Here is a 17,586-nt window from a genome sequence, read left to right as displayed (position 1 = left end):
CCAGAACTTTAAGACATACAGGACTTACGCAAAATTGGGTAACAAACACTAGAAATAGTAGGGTGAGACCCTACAAGTAGAGTTACTGCGTAAGTCGTGAAATAAATAGATAGGTGAAAATCAGCCCAGCTATCTAAATCGATAAATCCAATACTCAAGCGTTCGCGTAGCGTGACCTTTCGGGCAAAGCCCGACGCTGCGCGAACGGTCAATCGCATTTTTCCCTTCTTGATGCAATAGCGAGTGGGGGAAACCACGGCAATAGCGAGTGGGGGAGACCCCCAAGACCGCGCTGCCTCCCCTGTTCCGAAGCTGCATCGCTTTGTTGATGTTTCCAGGTAAGCGATTGACCGTAGGTCACGCTACGCGAACGCTTACTTTGTATTCTCTTTGGTCAAGATTAATCAAGCAATTCACTAGGGCATTTCTAATACTTAGGGTCACAAAAATTAATTATAGGAGTAGTCAATGAGCCTATCAATTACCAAAACCTATCTCGCTAATTCTGAAGAATGGGACAAAATTTGGCAACAATGCAATTATTCAACTTATTTTCATTCAAGAGAATGGGCTGAAATCTGGAATACCTATACTCAAGGAGAATTTCGTCCAAACCCTCTAATTATCCTATTCTCAGATCAAAAAAGAGCTTTGATTGCCCTTTCCTATAAACTTGGAAATCAGAAATTTATCAAGAAATACTCATCCTCACCAGACGGAACCTTTGGAGGATGGATTTCCGCAGACGAACTTACCATTGACCATGCCATTTTACTAGTTAAATTTCTCGATAAAAATTTTTGGGGTAAATTAAGTTGGCGAGTAAATCCTTACAATGAACTAGCTAGTAAAGCTGTAGCCCTAAGTTGTGTCAGTGAACAAGAGGAGGATACCACTCACGCCATTAACTTAGACGTGGGTTTTGAAACAATTTCCAAAACTTGGAAAAAGGGCGGTAGTTCTATGGCTCGAAAAGTCCGAAAAGCTATCAAGGAAGGAGTTTCAGTAACTACAGCATCTACCCTAGACCAATGGTGGGAATATTATCAAGTTTATCAAGATTCATTACGACGATGGGGAGATAATAGTCTTGGTAGCTATAATTGGGAACTTTTTAAAACAATTTTTCAACTTAAGTCACCTAACGTTAAGCTTTGGCTAGCCCACTATCAAGACCAAATTATCAGCGGAGCACTATGCTTCTACGCCAAGAAACATGTGGTGTATTGGCATGGCTCATCCTTAGAAAAATACTTGAATCTAAGACCAGTTAACTTAGTTATGTATGAAATTGTTAAAGATTCTTGTGAACAAGGATATTCTTGGTTTGATTTTAATCCTAGTGGTGGATTGCCAGGAGTTATAGCATTTAAGAAAAGTTTTGGAGCCGAGCCTCTTGACTGTTATATGATCTATGTTGATAATAAGTTGAGGCGTATGGTGAAACCCCTGAAACCTTTAAAGAAAATCCTAATGCCGTGTTAACCTAGAGCTAACTAAGCAATTTTGCTTAGTTTTTTTAAAAAATCCCTAAAAATGATTACATTAAAAAGTAAACTACTGGGGAGCAATAAATTATCAATCAATTTAATAATACTGCTGGTTTAACATCAAATACTTTACTAATAGGGAGCTATAATTGAAGCGGTACATTTTGATGGCAAGATTCAACCTTCGTAAAACCGATGATGCAGCCCTTGAGAGTTGGTTTTTTCTCTTCTCAGAATTATTTAGATAAAAATACTTTTTCTGGCACCCTTTATTATATGCATAGGTCTCTGGCATCAAGAGACCTTCAGTTGATTAATCTCGGCAATCCCAAAAAAGTATCCTATTGGCATAAGCTAGTCAAGCCTATCCAATTAATCCATTCATTTTTAGGTTTCAAGTCTTCTGATCACAATGAACAGCTCAATCGATTCATACTGACAGTTCAAAGACAGTTCAAAGAAACCCCATGTGATTTACTATTTTGCCCCGTTGCATCAGGAGAATTAAGTTTAATTGACACTAGTATTCCTATTATTTTTTTATCCGATGCCACTCCGAAGCTAATCAACAATGAATACTATAAAATTTACCGAAATATAGAAGAATTTGAACTAGGAGAAAAACAGGAATTTACTGTATTATCAAAATCTCATAAACTAGTTTATTCTTCAGACTGGGCTGCCAAATCTGCCATTAGCGACTATCAGGCAGATCCAGAGAAAGTTGAAGTAATTCCCTTTGGAGCAAATTTAGATGATATCCCCTCAGTATATCAACTATTTTCCAAGTGTAATGCTTCCCGTTGCCGTTTATTGTTTATTGGTAAAGATTGGCAGAGAAAAGGTGGAAATATTGCCTTTGAAACTCTGATATCTCTGCTCAACATGGGAATTGACGCTGAGCTAGTTATGCTTGGTTGTGTGCCACCGGATGACATTAAGCATGAGCGGCTCAACGTCATTCCTTTTTTGAATAAAAATAATCCTAAGCAACGAGAGGAACTTAATCAATTATTTTTGCAATCCCATTTTTTGATGTTTCCCACCCGTGCTGATTGTTCACCAATTGTGATTTGTGAGGCTAATGCATTTGGTCTCCCTGTAATCACAACTGATGTCGGAGGAATTCCGACAATTATTAAAAATGGCAAAAATGGTTATATGTTACCGTTATCTGCCTCAAGTGATCAGTATGCTAGTGTGATAGCAAATAACTTTGGTGATCGGGCAGTCTATGAACAGTTAGTAAAGTCTTCTAGAGAAGAATACGATCAGTCTCTAAATTGGGATAAATGGGCAGAACGTATACATCGTGTGATGATAAGCATGTTCAATTGATTCCTGTCGGATTTGTGAGATTTGGAATAAAATGAAGAGGGGAAAGAGGAGTAAAAATATCCTCATCCCCTCTTTACCTTATCCCTCATTTCTAATTTACAAAGACTTAACTATGAGGGCAATGTTTCTGACCACACTCTAAGCCGGTAAGCATATTAACCGTTGACAAGCTCTTTTGCTAGCAATGGTAGTGGCTTACCTTCAAAGTATTCAGGAATTGGTGCACCCATCAATTCCAAAATTGTGGGGGGAAGATCAAGAGCATGACCGCCTCCGAAATCAACACCGGACGCAATATCTGGACCTGCGGCGATGATAAATCCCTCAGGGCGATGGCTGCCAGCACGATAATGGGGTACAGGACCAATACGTCCAACATCAGGACTTTCCACCACATCTGTGGCATACTCATCTTGCCAGACAAGTACCAAGTCGGCATCAGACAGCTTACAATTTCGCTCAGTGGGCGACTTCCGTGTCCTGATGATCTCCTTGACCATGGGTACACCTTTTCGGGCATCTTTAAGAGCGTAAAGCTTTTGGATCAGTTCATCACAGAAAGCATCATACTCCGATTCCGGTACCAATCCTTGGGGTTCTCGTCCCTGAAGATTGATACGGATATACCCTTCTGAAAAGCTTGGTAGGGCAAACGCTTTCATCTTGTGCCAGACCGGTGCATACCAAGCGGCTGGTTGGAAAGGTACTACATCGGTTTCCTTCGCTAGCCTGAATGGGGAGATCAGATCGGGTTCTTGAGAAGAATCTAACCATGGCTCGATTAGTTTGAAAAGCTTGGTGGGAGTTTCTCGTCTCAAAAACCTTTTAATGGGATTAGGATCATACTTGGTACCCCACAGATGTCGCTCCCAATAGTTCCATTTCATTTTGGTAATTATCGGTTCAGGGGGTGTTCCCAACTCAGTACCATTAGCCAGGGCAAATTTCCCAGGGAAACTAAGGCGATATAAAAACTCAGGCAGGAAGGTGGTGCTGGGGGCATCCATGGTGTTAGGACCCATGCCATGAGCGGAGAAAATGACGACATGAGCATCCTTTGGTGCTTTGGCTAAAATCTTGCCGATTGCCCGATCAATGGCTTGAAAGCCTTCGAGCATGGGATCACCTGAAACACGGGAACTAAAATGCTCATAGAGAGGATGTTCCGGTTGACTCAACTGCCAGAAATTGTGACCCAGTGCATGGGCTTCGCCAAACACTGTTAAAAACAAGTCCCAAGACTCTCGTTCCAAGAGATCTTGACAAATAGTAGCGCGACGGGAGATCCCTGTCTCCAGAAGTTTCCGAAGTCGAAGTGTTCCCTTTAAATCAACACACACAGCATAGTCCTTATGGAGTCCTGGATGTTCTCCATGTTTGTCAACCAGTTCTTGGAACAGTGAAGCCGGTAAAGAGCCACTAGCTACTTGAGGAGAATGGGCTCCCCAAGCTAAAACCTGGGGACCATTTACCTCCTCACAGAGCCGAGTTTGAGGCATGTCAAAGACTGCCACTCGATAATCTTCACCCAGGGCATAAAATGGAGGATACTCACTATAGTCATAGGCGGCCTTGGTGTAGCACTCATAGCTACCTTCTCGGAATCCCAAGGGAGACCAGTACCCAGTTGTGTGAGGCGAGCAGCCAGTCAAAAATGTTGTCCAAGGCGTTTCTGCACTAAACGCTTCAAAATTTTTCAGGCGTCCATAGGTTCCCTGGTCGCGCAAACGACGCATAGTCTGGAGATGTCCCTGAGACATCCATTTCTCAAGGACAGAGGGCTGAGCTGCATCTAGTCCAATGACAATAACAGGCTTGTTCATTTCTCTAAAAGTAAATGTTAATACTGGAGATGCAACCTGCAACTTAACCAGGGGCATTTGTGAATCTTGGCAAGTCTTAGAGTGACATTAAACTCGATTTGGTCTATGTTATACAACAGCTAAGTTTACCGTTATACCCCTGCTTTGATCTTTACCTATGGATTTCTAAAAATCCTTCTCGTTATTATAACTTTATAACAAGATTAACTTAAATTAATATATAGCGTAAGCTTTTGATAAAAATCTCTAGAGCAAAAATCCGGATAGCTGTTTTTTATTAAGTATATATTAGTGGTGATAATTACCAGCCATGTAAGCAGTAAGCTAATGGGCGTGCGTCACAGGCTATAAGCCTGTGCCACGAACGCTACTTGAGTGAAGTCAGCTTACCAATAACTTCCAATTATCAAGTCAGTTTTGCTAGCCCTGATAGTTAAAATTAGTGTACAGTATAGTTTTTAATAAATTCCAAATAATTACATTATTTTTTTTGAGTTTTTGTCTAACTTTATTCATTGCGCTTCATCCAACATATCCTGAACAATTTTATCAAAAACTTAATATTATTTTAAGTAAATCAACGGTTCAAAACTCTCCGTTTACAACTCCTAAATTAGGAACTAACCTGAATGGAATTGCTGATTGGTCAACTGAACTTCCTTTCTTAGATGCCTTCAAATCGTCGAGACCATGGATTACTCAATGTGTCTCTGGAGAAACAGGCTGTAGTGGTTCGTGGGATACTGAGGAATACGATAAACTGGATTTAGACGAACAGGGCTGGGTTAAGTCTTTACCTGCTCCAGAAGCTCCTCCTGAATATACTCGTGTGGCTACACTACTTTTTACAGGGATGAAAAATTATCCAGCTGGAAAGTATGTGGTTTTATACGATGGAGAAGGCACTATAGAATATAAGTTTGATGCCACCAAAGATGAGGTAGCGTCAAGGCCAGGAAGAGATGTAATTAATGTAACGCCATCCGGGGCTAGTATCTATTTAATAATTACCGCTACGGATCCTAATAACACGGGTAATTATATTCGCAACATTCGTGTTGTTCAAGCTAAGTATGAAGATACTTACGAGTCTGAACTTTTTAATCCGGAATTCATCAATAAAATTAAAAAATTTAAAGCCATCCGTTTTATGGACTGGATGGAAACCAATCATTCTAAGCAAAGGGAATGGGCAAATATACCAAAAGTAGATGATGCCTCCTACGCTTACGGTAAAGGTGTACCTGTAGAAATCATGGTTAAACTGGCCAATCGAATTGGTGCTGATCCATGGTTTAATATGCCCCATCAAGCTACAGATGACTATATCACTAATTTTGCCCAAATAGTTAAAGATACCTTAGATCCAAATCTAAGGGTTTATGTGGAACTGTCTAATGAAGTGTGGAATTGGCAATTCCAACAAGCTAACTATGCGTTAGCTCAAGGTCAAGCTAGGTGGGGCAAGGATAAAGGAGATGCATACATGCAATGGTATGGAATGCGTACTGCTCAAATGTCTGATATTTGGAAAAATGTATTTGGTAGTGACAGCAATCAAGTGGTGTCTGTTATGGCTACCCATACCGTATGGCTTGGTTTGGAAAATGCTGCTTTGGATTGTCCTCTGTGGGTAGCAGAGGGTAATGCCCCTTGTTATCAACATAGTATTGATGCTTTTGCGATCGCGGGATATTTTAATGGCAGCTTAAACGCGGAAGAAAACGAAAGCACCATAGAATCTTGGTTGAATGAACCCGATGGGGGAGTGTCAAAAGCGTTTAAGCAGATCAAATCCGGGGGGTTACTTCCCAAAGAAGAAGACTATGAGAGTTTAAGTGATATTGATCAAATTTTTAACTATCATCACAAAGTAGCAGATAAGAGAAAACTACAGTTAGTGGTTTACGAAGGTGGTCAACATCTTGTCAAGTCCGATAATCAAAAACTAACTGAGTTTTTCATTGAGCTTAATAGACATCCAAAAATGTATAAAATTTATACACAACTCCTGAATGAATGGAAGAATCAGGGCGGTGGCTTATTTATGCACTTTTCTGATATCAAGAAGCCCAGTAAATGGGGGAGCTGGGGGGCTTTAGAACATGTATACCAAAAGAGTTCACCCAAGTATGATGCCTTAATAGACTTTATCGATCAAAATTCCTGATCCTGTAAACTTCCCTAGAAAGCTATACAAGGGTGAATCTGTTACAGTTTAATCTGGCTAAAATTTTTCACCAACAACGATAGCGTTAGGGAAACAGCGTTTCAGTGCTACCTCTGCGTTTCAATTCCTTGCCTAGTGCAAGAAAAGAGCTAAATTTTCAAGGCAGTTAAACGATGAACACTCTCTCAGCTGTAGAATACAAAGCCCAAGGTTTGAAGCAAATTGGATTAGTTGTGATTGGACGCAATGAAGGTGAACGCCTACGCCAGTGTTTACTGTCTGTGATTAAAAACGTGGCTCGTGTGGTTTATGTCGATTCTGGCTCCACAGATGACAGTGTGGAAATCGCTCATTCTTTAGGGGTAGAGGTGATTGGACTCGACCTATCTAAACCCTTTACTGCAGCTCGTGCTAGAAATGCGGGATATATCTATCTCAAACATTTAGAGCCAAATCTTAAGTTTGTCCAATTCGTGGATGGGGATTGTGAGGTAGTAGGGGGATGGCTCAACTATGCTCAAAAGGAACTGGAAGCCAACCCTAATGTCGCTGTAGTCTGTGGTCGCCGACGAGAGCGCTTCCCTGAAACATCTATATATAACCGATTGTGTGACATGGAGTGGGATACACCAGTGGGTGAAGCTTCCGCTTGTGGTGGTGATGCAATGATGCGCACAGAAGCTTTTGAACAAGTCGGAGGGTTTAATCCTACTCTAATTGCTGGTGAAGAACCGGAATTGTGCTTGCGGCTGCGCCAGAAGGGTTGGAAGATTTTTCGCCTAGATGCTGAAATGACTTTGCATGATGCCCAAATGACACGTTTTAGTCAGTGCTGGAAGCGGTTCTTGAGAGCAGGTCATGGTTACGCTGAGGGAGCCTGGTTACACGGTCACACTCCAGAACGCCATTGGGTCAAAGAAAGCCGGAGCATTTGGTTCTGGGGATTACTCTTACCTATATTAGTATTTGCGATCGCATGGCTCACCCATGGCTTGAGCTTATTGCTGTTGTTGGGTTATCCTCTGATGACTTACCGGATCTATCGTCATAAGTCCCAGACAGGTTTGAGCTCAACAGATGCTTTACTTTATAGTCTGTCTTGCATGATCGGCAAGTTTCCTCAGGTCCAAGGTCAGATTCAATTTCACCTAAATCGATTGCTCGGACAGCGTAGTAACTTGGTTGAGTACAAAACTGTACTTAATACTAACAGTTAGATAGCGTTTGTATTTGAGTTGTAAACAAAGGATTGATAGCAAAAGGTAATAGTAAACAGGTAATAGTAAACAGGTAATAGGTAACCTTAAACATTATCAAATAAATCTGATTTTATTGTTTTTTATTTAAATTTTATTAGATAATATCTGGATATGTATCATTTATCTCTAGGTTTGTTTTAGACTTTAACGATTATTTATTGGCTCTATATAATATATATTTTTTTGTTAATACTTATCAAAAAAGATAAATAAAGTTTTTTTTGTTGACTAAAACCTCTGATCTGTTCCCTAATCACTATTCCCTAATCACTATTCCCTAATCACTATTCCCTAATCACTATTCCCTGTTCCCTGTTCCCTAATCACTATTCCCTGTTCCCTGTTCCCTAAAAAAATAACTTATTTTAAGCTTTAAGGATGTTGAATTGTGTTAGCTAATCAGCCATTCATCTCATTGATTGATATTCCATTCTTGGTAATAGCATTTGCCCTTATCGTTCCAATTACAGTTCTTTTTATTGAATGTAGTGCAGCAATTTTGCCTAATGGCTCTGAGCCATGGTCGGATGCTAGCAAACCCCGACCAACGGTGGCTGTTTTAGTTCCAGCTCACAATGAAGCCTCTGATATCAGTGCCACCCTGGAAACATTACTACCTCAGCTTACGGAGCAAGACCGACTAATAGTCATTGCTGATAATTGCACTGATGACACTGCAGCAGTGGCTCGGAAATCTGGCGCTATTGTAATTGAACGACAAGATCATGAGCGCAGAGGTAAGGGATATGCCTTAGACTTCGGTATGGGGTTTATTGAGCCTAATCCACCGGATGTCGTGGTGGTGGTTGATGCAGACTGTATTGTTGCTCAAGGAACGATTTCACGGATTTCCCGCCTTGCGATCGCTACACAACGACCGGTTCAGTCAACTTACTTAATGACACAACCAGACAACCCGGTACTAAAGGATTTGATCTCTACCCTGGCGGTTAAATTCAAAAATACAGTCCGTCCGAGTGGGTTACATCGACTGGGCTTGCCTTGTTTGTTAACAGGTTCAGGAATGGCTTTCCCCTGGTCAGTGATTCGCAAAATCTCTTTGGCTGGCAGTAAAACAGTTGATGATATGCAGTTGGCTTTGGATTTAGCGATCATCGGACATTCCCCAATATATTGCCAGGAAGCAGGAGTCACAGGTCGTCTGATGAAACAGGGTTCAGCAAAGAGTCAAAGGTCACGCTGGGAGCATGGTCATATCGAGACTTTGCTAAACCAAGTTCCTGAGTTGCTCAAAGAGTCTATTCGTCAAAGACGAATAGACCTATTAGCGATCGCATTAGACTTATGTGTGCCACCATTGTCCCTATTGGTTCTAATTTGGGTGGCTGCTACAGGGGGAGCTTTACTCGGGGGAGCATTGGGAGCATCATGGATAAGTACTATTGTGTTACTCATAGAAGGGGTGCTGCTGTTAATTGCGATTGTTGAAGGTTGGGCTAAGTTTTGCCGAGCAGACTTTCCGCTCCTGATGCTCTTAGCTGTCCCGATTTACATTCTGTGGAAAATTCCCCTCTATCTGGCTTTTCTGGTGGAACCTCAGACCAAGTGGATTCGCACAGAACGGGATGCAGTCGATACCCCATCATCCTAATCAACTGGGGTGCATCTCATATTTGTAAAAAAGAAGGGAAGTGTGGGGAGGGTGGGAAGTGTGGGGCTGACAAGGGTAGGTTTTTTACTTTGGAGATAGGTAATAGGTAATAGGTAATAGGGAATGGGGAATGGGGAATGGGGAATGGGGAATGGGGAATGGGGAATGGGGAATGGGGAATGGGGAATGGGGAATGGGGAATGGGGAATGGGGAATGGCTAATCGGAACCCACCCCTAACCCCGACCAGGAGGGGAAGAGCGGGAGATGGGTCGGTAATCGGTGGAAATTCTGGGAGATTTTCCGACATATTTTGAGAAATTTATTCCCAATGCCAGTACGTACTCGCCCAAATGTAAAAAACCTACCCAAGTGAGGAGATAGGAACCCACCCCTAACCCCGACCAGGAGGGGAATATAGGGAGATGGGGGAGATTTTTATTAAGGGTAATTGTCATAACATGATATTAGCCTTCTATTGCCGAAGAGTGTTTTTGCATGCATTGAGATGCAGCCATCAACTGATTCTACTAGGAGAGATCATTCTCTGGTCCTAGGTATAGAATTGTTATAGCTATAGGATTGCTAATTAATTGTTTCATAATCAGGGTTAATTAAATTTTTAATGCCATAATTTAGCCCACGGAATTATCCTTGGGCTTACCGATTTTGGATCTAACTATTTTAGAGTTTGCCCACAAATCCTATCAAAGATGGTAGCATCATAAGTGTATTATCAAAGAAGTGTATTATCAAAGATAATTAAACCGGCGGCGGATAAGACCAAGTAGTTAAAGTAGGACTACATATCCAGATTAGGAGATGGTAAGATTAAATTTATCTGTAGCCGTAATTTCCAGAATTGGTATAAAATTGATTTACATTTATTAAGATAAATCAAGTTTGACATGACAAAAGTATTGTGAAAAAAATACTATAAATAACCCAAGCCAAAGGAGTTGATAGCACTCCGGAATATTGATAAGTTTTGCTTCTACATCGATCAACTATAGCATCGATGTGAAAAGGGTTATAAACCTGGACAATCCGGATTATTGCCCTGAGAGTTGGTAATTATTAGTGTCTCCCTGCAAAAATTAGCATCCTCTTGGATATACAACAGGGGGCTGAAACCTTATCAACTAGTAAAAGGGGCAGACAATTGCAACAACTAACATTAAACGAGCAAGATGAGTTAAATACTCCTCAAAAAGGATTAAATCTAGGTCCGCTTTTGAGGATTGCCCGACGCCAAGCCATGGTGGTTGCAGGGATTGCAGGTTTAGTGACTGTTGCTGCTACCTTTTTGAGTAGCAAATCTCCCTCTATATATTCAGGTAATTTTCAGCTGTTAGTCGAACCAGTCACATCTGCTGCAGCAATATCCACTGAACCAATGACACTTACTCGGGGTCAGGGAAGAATACCTGGTGAGAGAAATTTTGAACTGGACTATGCAACTCAGATTAAAATCCTAACCAGTCCTGAAGTCTTATCTAAAATCGTCAATAAAATTAAATTCCAGTATCCAGAGTTTAAGCTTGGGCTACTTCAGTATTATTTAACAGTTGAACGTCTCGAAGAAGAAAGTCAAGGTGAAAATACTAAAATCCTATCAGTTACTTATAGTGGGACAGATCCCAAACTAGTAGAGTTGGTCTTAAAGACAACAGCTGAAGAATATGAAAAGTATAGTTTAGAAGACCGAAAAACTCGCATTGGCCAAGGGGTTAAATTTATTAATGAGCAACTTCCTAAATTACAGGATAGAGTTAATATTATCCAAGGAAATTTGCAAAACCTGCAACAGCAGTATCAGCTAATTGAACCTCAATTTGATGGGGGACAATTATCAAACAAAGTTAGTAAAATTGGCGACCAAAAAAGAGATACAACCAGGCAGCTACAAGAGCTAATTAAATTAAAAAACAGCTTACAAAGACAATTAAAACTATCGCCAAATGAAGCTTTAGCTTCTTCTGCCTTGAGTGAAGATCCTAACTATCAGAAGTTACTGGCGGATCTTAAAGAAATAGAAAGTAGAATTGCGATAGAATCCGCCCGCTTTCAGCCAGAGAGCCCTAATATTCAAACCCTACTAGAGCAACGGCAAAACCTAGAAACTCTTCTCAATCGGGAAGTACAACGGATTCTGGGTCAGAACTTAGGAGGTCAACCGATTAACCCCCGAGTGCGAACCCTTCAAAATCCAATTCGTTTACAACTGATTCAACAATTGGTTGATACCACCAACCAAATTGAGGTACTACAGGTTCGTAATCAGGCTCTGATACAAACCAAAAACACTGTTGATCGCGAAGTCCAAGAATTCCCGATTTTTGTCCGTAAGTATAATGATCTACAGCGGCAGTTACAAATTGCTACTCAAACTCTCAACCAACTAGAAACTCAGAAAGAGACCTTGCAGGTGGAGAAAGCTCAACGGGAAGTGCCTTGGGAGATAGTTTCTCAACCTCAGCTTTACCGCGATCCGACCGGTGCACCGATCGGAAAATCTAGTCAGAATAAGTTGATCTTGATGGGAGTTATGGGCGGTTTAGCTTTAGGGATGGGGACAGTTATCCTTTATGATAAGTATCGGAATATCTTCTATGAAATCAAGGATATTGAAGAAGGCCATAATTTACCTGTTTTAGGAGAAATACCATTTAGTAAAAATCCTGAACCATTCAATAATTTTAGTGTAGATTTTGACAACGATGAGGACAGAATTTCTGAGGATAATCGATTTAAAAAAGCATTCGAATCTCTCTACACTAACATGCATTTCCGCTTCTGTAATCCACCCCTTCGCTCCATCGCCATTTGCTCGGCTATGGCTGGGGATGGTAAGTCTAGTGTCGCCTTAAACCTAGCTCACATGGCAGCCTCCAGAGGTCAGCGAGTTCTATTAGTAGATGGTAATCTCCATTCACCTCAACTTCACACCAATTTGAATTTACAGAACTTGCCAGGACTGAGCGACTTGCTATCAAACGACCTAGAGGTTGTGATGGAGCGATCGCCTTTCTCAGATAATCTTTTTGTGTTGACTTCTGGGCAAGCCTTAGTAGAATCTGCTCCAGATCTGGCCTCTCCTCGCATGGAAAAGATTATGGGGCATTTTCAGGAAAAATTTGACTTGGTTATCTATGACACTCCTAATCTACTGAACTATACAGACGCCAATTTCCTAGCTGCCCATACAGATGGAATCTTGATGGTGGTCGGATTCAGAGGAACTAAGAAATCTCAATTCAAGCAAGTCCTCGATCAAATAGACAGGTTTGGCTTAACCTGTCTGGGCGTAGTAGTTAATCGTGTCCAACCATCTTCCCTGACTGTCTCACCCTAGAACATCGGTTCTTAAAGGTTATTCGGTTGTTCGCCATTTTTGAATTAAGAATGTAGAATTAAGAATTTAGAATTCCAAATTCTACATTCTACATTCTACATTCTGCATTCTGACAGACAACCTTGGCCTTTAGGCCACCCTACGCGAATAACCTGCCACCGAAACTTATTCTGCCGGATACGATATTACCTATCCTCCATGGGATCGCAATCCGGATTCTGAGTTCACAGTTAGTAAGAACAATTAATAACATACTGTCACCAAAGTTGCTTTAGTCTAAGGAGGCGGCAAAATTGGTACGGACAATGGAGCCTAATCAGGTGATGTTAATGAAGGCGTTACATCCCTTGAAACATTTGAAGATTTTTCTCGATCTATTCCATCTCTTAGATAAGGTGTCAATCTACGAACTACGAAAAATTCATAGAAACAGACATACCGTTGCCCCGAGTTCACGATGACAATTGCCTATCTAGTTAATCAGTATCCTAAGGTAAGTCACAGCTTTATCCGGCGAGAGATTGCAGGTCTTGAGGCTTGCGATATTCAAGTCAAACGTTTTTCTATCCGTTCCTGCGCCTCTGAACTAGTTGATCAAGCCGATCAACTAGAGCTACAGAAGACTCGATTTGTCTTAGGAGTTGGCATCGTGGGCTTGTGTTTTAGCCTATTACGCACTGCCTTAACCAGACCGATACGTCTTTTGAAGACCTTAGAGCTGACCCTCAAAATCGGCTGGGGTTCAGACCGAGGAGTTTTGAATCATCTAGCGTACTTAGCTGAGGCTTGCCTTCTGCTGGGTTGGTTTTCCGAGTCAGATATTGAGAAGGTTCACGCCCACTTCGGAACAAACTCAACTACAGTAGCGATGTTATGTCATGCTCTCGGTGGACCATCTTACAGCTTCACAGTTCATGGTCCAGAAGAGTTTGATAAATCCCAACTTCTCGCTTTAAGAGAAAAAATCAACCGAGCTGCTTTTGTGGTCGCGGTTAGCTCCTTTGGCAAAAGCCAGCTTTATCGATGGTGCAGCCACAAACAGTGGTCAAAAATCCATGTGATCCACTGTGGTGTGGATGAGATGTTTTTGAGTAAAACCCACACCCCGATACCAGAGGTGCCACGCTTAGTTTGCGTTGGTCGCCTCAGTGAACAAAAAGGACATCTACTCTTGATTGAAGCGGCCCATCAGTTAGCCGCTGAGGGCTTGCAGTTCAAGTTGGTACTAGTGGGTGATGGACCGTTGCGTACGCAAATTGAAGCAACTATTGCCCAGTTGGGTTTGCAAGACCACATTGAGATTACTGGCTGGGCTAGTAATACTGAGGTTCAGCAACAAATTTTAGCAGCACGGGCTCTCGTACTGCCCAGCTTTGCGGAAGGATTACCAGTCGTGCTCATGGAAGCTTTAGCCCTGGGTCGTCCAGTGATTACTACTTATGTTGCTGGGATACCGGAGTTGGTGGGTGATGGCAGCTGTGGTTGGCTGGTGCCACCCGGTTCTGTTGAAGCTTTAACCGCAGCAATGGCTGAAGCCTTAAACTCCCCGGTGGAAACCCTGGAGGAAATGGGTAAAGCTGGGGCGGAGCGGGTGGCTAGGCGGCATGATGTCGCAACAGAAGCCAAGAAATTGTCAGCCCTATTTTTGTCTAATCCTGAACTACCTCCAAAGCAAGCTCCGATTGAGGCACCACCAAGGAGTGCTAAGCTCTCACGTATTTAAATTGTGAATCAAATTGTGAATCGGGGCAACAGATGAGCATTTTCGGCGTTGCTGAATTGAAGTATGAATTTATTTGTCTTGTTTCAGTAACGCCCCCGTGGGTCCCCCAAAATTGGGGGACTTGAAATTATCTTTCTCCCCCAGAATTGGGGGTTGGGGGGCAAAATCATACCTGTAATTAGCAACGCCCCATTTTGAATAATTTCCCTTATTTGTAACAGTTAGCTGATGCGTTTTGTATTTTTGCTTTCAGACTTTTCAACAAGCACCACTTGGCAGGGAATATACCGTGTCCTTCGCCGTCCTAAGCTAAAGCCAATTCAGAGTTGGGTCAGGCGTAGGTGGCTTTATAAATCCGAAGTAAACGGCGGAGACCTGAATATCATGCGTCACTGCTTGGCAGCTCGGGAATCTGGGGCTGATGCAGTAATTGCCACCATGACTGGTCGTAACACCTTTGGTAATACTTGGGGGATTCACGATCTACCCTTTATCCGTTGGGCAGATCGTCGTCCCGATGATGTATGCATTATTCCTGATTGGCTCACACTATTGATCAATGATGTCAAAGGACCAGCGATCGCTTATCTCCAGGTTCCAATTTTGGTTAAAGCGGATTTTGACTATCGAGATAGCCGTGTGGCTCTTTGGACAGACTCTCCCTTCATGAAGGAAATATGCGAAGCCACTTATCCTGGCAAAGACATTGAGATCGTTCCCAATGTAGTTGACAACAAGGCATTTCCATTTATTCCTCAAGCAGAAAGAGAAGCAGGTTTGGTCTTCGCCTTTCCCAGAAAAGGTCCTGAGTTCATCACCGAGACTGAGGAATGGTATCAAAAGTTAGGTGGTACATACTGGAGATTTGAGCGTGTGGATGGACTTCCCTTTCACGAACTAGCAAAGCAGTTTAGACGACCACAAGTCTTCCTGGCATCTGCAGAGGTTGAGGGTTGTGCCCTTCCTCCCCAAGAATCCATGGCAGCAGGAATTGTGGTAGTGGGCAAGACTGCCCGTGGGGCAAATTTCTGCATGGAACACCGTAAGACTGCTATGGCTGCCGAGACTCCTGAGGCGGCAGCACGATGTCTTTTGGAACTAGAGCATGCAGAACTTCGTGACAATATTTCACGCAATGCTCACGACTATATTAGTCGTTATTTCTCATCTCAAGAGCCAGCCCGTTTCTGGCAAAAGACCGTTCGCGAGTATTCATCTGGTGCTCAACAACTATTATCTACCTAGCTGTAACTTAAAACCTACATTACACAACATGCTCAGATATCAGCTGTAGAGCCAATCTTTAAAACTAACTAAATTATCTGATGCCTTTAAGTCTGCAACCCCACCCATCCCGTCTACCTACTCGGAAATCTAACCATGTCCTCATCACTTAAAAAACAACTCCTCCGTGGGGCTATTTGGACAGTAGCTGGTTATGGAACAAGTCAGTTTCTGAGACTGGCAAGTAATCTTGTTCTGACCCGCCTGCTTGCACCAGAGTTTTTCGGCTTAATGGCTCTAGCCAACGTTTTCATCATTGGCTTACGGTTATTCTCCGATGTCGGTATTGGTGCAAGCATCATCCAGAATAAACGTGGGGATGACCCAGTTTTTCTGAATACTATCTGGACTATTCAGGTTTTGCGGGGCCTTTTGCTGTGGGTGGCTTGTCTTATAATTACTTGGCCAGTTGCCCACTTCTATAATAACCCGCAGCTGTTATGGCTGATGCCAGTAATTGGTGTGATTCCACTGATTGAGGGATTCAACTCCACTGCTGTGTGGAGCCTCAACCGCCAGATGGCATTTGGCAAGATCATGATGTTTGAGCTGGTGGGGCAATTGTCCGGCCTGATCTTGATGGTCACTTGGGCTTTTGTCAATCGGACAATCTGGGCTCTTGCTATTGGAAATGTGCTGACGGCATTGGTCAAAATGGTAATGAGTCATTGGTTAATTCCTGGAAAATCAAACCGCTTTACCTGGGAGAAAGAGGCAGCTAACAGCATTTTTTCCTTCGGGAAATGGATATTTATTTCAACGGCCCTTACCTTTCTCGCGACCCAAGCCGACCGACTAATTCTAGGCAAATTGTTTTCATTTGAGCTATTGGGAATTTATGGTGTTGCCTTTAATTTAGCGTACCTACCTTCCCAGGTAATCTCGGCAATTAGTTCCAAGGTGCTTTTGCCAACGTTTTCTCAGCTGGCTGATTTGCCTCGGGAAACCTTTCGGATCAAGATTTGGTACAATCGGCAACTTATCCTAGTGGTTGCAGCATTGATGTTGACAGTCAGTACTGCTTTTGGAGATGTTGCGATTTTTATCTTATATGATGAGAGGTTTTATGAGGCGGCTTGGATGTTACCAATCCTGACCCTAGGCATCTGGCCTGCATTATTAATTGATACCGTTCAGCAAGCCCTGATGGCTCTTGGCAAGCCAAACTATAACGCTTACAGTCAATTGGTCAAGAGTCTTAAGGTTTGTATTGGCATACCCCTAGGATTTTATCTGATGGAAAAGTTGGGAAATGGAGCACTCGGAGCAGTAGTCGTGATTGCTTTCAATGACATTCTCCCTTATCTAGTAATAACTTATGGTCTCTGTCGTGAAGGGCTTTCCTTTATTAAGCAAGACCTCTGGGCTACTGCACTACTGTTGACATTACTGATGTGGGTGATTTGGGCTCGATATATGTTGGGTTTTGGATATCCCATCAGTGGACTTTTTTAAAACAGGGAACAGGGCACAGGGAACAGGTAACAAAAATTATTACAATCTATTTAGGATTGCTATTATTTAATAAAACTA

12 protein-coding genes are annotated in these 17,586 nt (G+C 42.2%); 9 read left to right on the top strand and 3 right to left on the bottom strand.

Annotated elements, in window-relative coordinates:
* Positions 1-129: 129 nt before the first annotated feature.
* The gene (locus LYNGBM3L_RS41450; protein WP_131827115.1) at positions 130-318 is read right to left on the bottom strand and encodes a hypothetical protein; all 189 of its coding nucleotides are present in this window, start codon (positions 316-318) and stop codon (positions 130-132) included.
* Between the two features lie 150 nt (positions 319-468).
* Here LYNGBM3L_RS41450 and LYNGBM3L_RS22145 point away from each other — a divergent pair, with 150 nt between their 5' ends.
* Complete coding sequence (locus LYNGBM3L_RS22145; RefSeq protein WP_009148971.1) at positions 469-1,485, top strand: lipid II:glycine glycyltransferase FemX; 1,017 nt, start codon at positions 469-471, stop codon at positions 1,483-1,485.
* A gap of 200 nt (positions 1,486-1,685) precedes the next feature.
* Positions 1,686-2,828, top strand: a complete 1,143-nt coding sequence (locus tag LYNGBM3L_RS22140; protein ID WP_229414650.1) for a glycosyltransferase family 4 protein — start codon at positions 1,686-1,688, stop codon at positions 2,826-2,828.
* A gap of 155 nt (positions 2,829-2,983) precedes the next feature.
* Here LYNGBM3L_RS22140 and LYNGBM3L_RS22135 read toward each other — a convergent pair whose 3' ends face one another.
* Positions 2,984-4,651, bottom strand: a complete 1,668-nt coding sequence (locus LYNGBM3L_RS22135; RefSeq protein ID WP_044494346.1) for an alkaline phosphatase family protein — start codon at positions 4,649-4,651, stop codon at positions 2,984-2,986.
* A 442-nt stretch (positions 4,652-5,093) separates the two neighbouring features.
* Here LYNGBM3L_RS22135 and LYNGBM3L_RS22130 point away from each other — a divergent pair, with 442 nt between their 5' ends.
* From LYNGBM3L_RS22130 to LYNGBM3L_RS22120, 3 genes are all read left to right on the top strand, one after another.
* Positions 5,094-6,821: a cellulose-binding protein gene (locus LYNGBM3L_RS22130; RefSeq protein ID WP_131827116.1), complete on the top strand. Its 1,728-nt coding sequence runs from the start codon at positions 5,094-5,096 to the stop codon at positions 6,819-6,821.
* Positions 6,822-6,994: 173 nt separating this feature from the next.
* Positions 6,995-8,038: a glycosyltransferase family 2 protein gene (locus tag LYNGBM3L_RS22125; protein ID WP_009148962.1), complete on the top strand. Its 1,044-nt coding sequence runs from the start codon at positions 6,995-6,997 to the stop codon at positions 8,036-8,038.
* Between the two features lie 430 nt (positions 8,039-8,468).
* Positions 8,469-9,692, top strand: coding sequence for a glycosyltransferase family 2 protein (locus LYNGBM3L_RS22120; protein WP_009148951.1), 1,224 nt, complete (start codon positions 8,469-8,471; stop codon positions 9,690-9,692).
* Between the two features lie 84 nt (positions 9,693-9,776).
* Here LYNGBM3L_RS22120 and LYNGBM3L_RS44095 read toward each other — a convergent pair whose 3' ends face one another.
* Positions 9,777-10,001 (bottom strand): hypothetical protein, encoded by a 225-nt coding sequence (locus tag LYNGBM3L_RS44095; RefSeq protein WP_154659878.1) that lies wholly within the window; start codon positions 9,999-10,001, stop codon positions 9,777-9,779.
* An 852-nt stretch (positions 10,002-10,853) separates the two neighbouring features.
* On the opposite strand from LYNGBM3L_RS44095, the gene LYNGBM3L_RS22115 reads away from it, so the two are divergent.
* From LYNGBM3L_RS22115 to LYNGBM3L_RS22100, 4 genes are all read left to right on the top strand, one after another.
* Positions 10,854-13,046, top strand: coding sequence for a GumC family protein (locus LYNGBM3L_RS22115; protein ID WP_063747945.1), 2,193 nt, complete (start codon positions 10,854-10,856; stop codon positions 13,044-13,046).
* Positions 13,047-13,503: 457 nt separating this feature from the next.
* On the top strand, positions 13,504-14,769 hold the full coding sequence (locus LYNGBM3L_RS22110) for a glycosyltransferase family 4 protein (protein WP_009148942.1): 1,266 nt from the start codon (positions 13,504-13,506) through the stop codon (positions 14,767-14,769).
* 228 nt (positions 14,770-14,997) lie between these two features.
* Positions 14,998-16,014: a glycosyltransferase family protein gene (locus tag LYNGBM3L_RS22105; RefSeq protein ID WP_044494313.1), complete on the top strand. Its 1,017-nt coding sequence runs from the start codon at positions 14,998-15,000 to the stop codon at positions 16,012-16,014.
* A gap of 135 nt (positions 16,015-16,149) precedes the next feature.
* Positions 16,150-17,508: an oligosaccharide flippase family protein gene (locus LYNGBM3L_RS22100; RefSeq protein ID WP_009148936.1), complete on the top strand. Its 1,359-nt coding sequence runs from the start codon at positions 16,150-16,152 to the stop codon at positions 17,506-17,508.
* Positions 17,509-17,586 lie beyond the last annotated feature (78 nt).

This window comes from Moorena producens 3L (genome assembly GCF_000211815.1).
Taxonomy (GTDB): Bacteria; Cyanobacteriota; Cyanobacteriia; order Cyanobacteriales; family Coleofasciculaceae; genus Moorena; species Moorena producens.
This window is presented reverse-complemented; position numbering and strand designations above follow the sequence as displayed.

Bases quoted from the DNA above. Each gene is read 5' to 3' on its own strand.
- LYNGBM3L_RS41450 (WP_131827115.1), bottom strand. From the start codon at position 318: ATGCAGCTTCGGAACAGGGGAGGCAGCGCGGTCTTGGGGGTCTCCCCC.
- LYNGBM3L_RS22145 (WP_009148971.1), top strand. From the start codon at position 469: ATGAGCCTATCAATTACCAAAACCTATCTCGCTAATTCTGAAGAATGG.
- LYNGBM3L_RS22140 (WP_229414650.1), top strand. From the start codon at position 1,686: ATGATGCAGCCCTTGAGAGTTGGTTTTTTCTCTTCTCAGAATTATTTA.
- LYNGBM3L_RS22135 (WP_044494346.1), bottom strand. From the start codon at position 4,651: ATGAACAAGCCTGTTATTGTCATTGGACTAGATGCAGCTCAGCCCTCT.
- LYNGBM3L_RS22125 (WP_009148962.1), top strand. From the start codon at position 6,995: ATGAACACTCTCTCAGCTGTAGAATACAAAGCCCAAGGTTTGAAGCAA.
- LYNGBM3L_RS44095 (WP_154659878.1), bottom strand. From the start codon at position 10,001: ATGTCGGAAAATCTCCCAGAATTTCCACCGATTACCGACCCATCTCCC.
- LYNGBM3L_RS22110 (WP_009148942.1), top strand. From the start codon at position 13,504: ATGACAATTGCCTATCTAGTTAATCAGTATCCTAAGGTAAGTCACAGC.
- LYNGBM3L_RS22105 (WP_044494313.1), top strand. From the start codon at position 14,998: ATGCGTTTTGTATTTTTGCTTTCAGACTTTTCAACAAGCACCACTTGG.
- LYNGBM3L_RS22100 (WP_009148936.1), top strand. From the start codon at position 16,150: ATGTCCTCATCACTTAAAAAACAACTCCTCCGTGGGGCTATTTGGACA.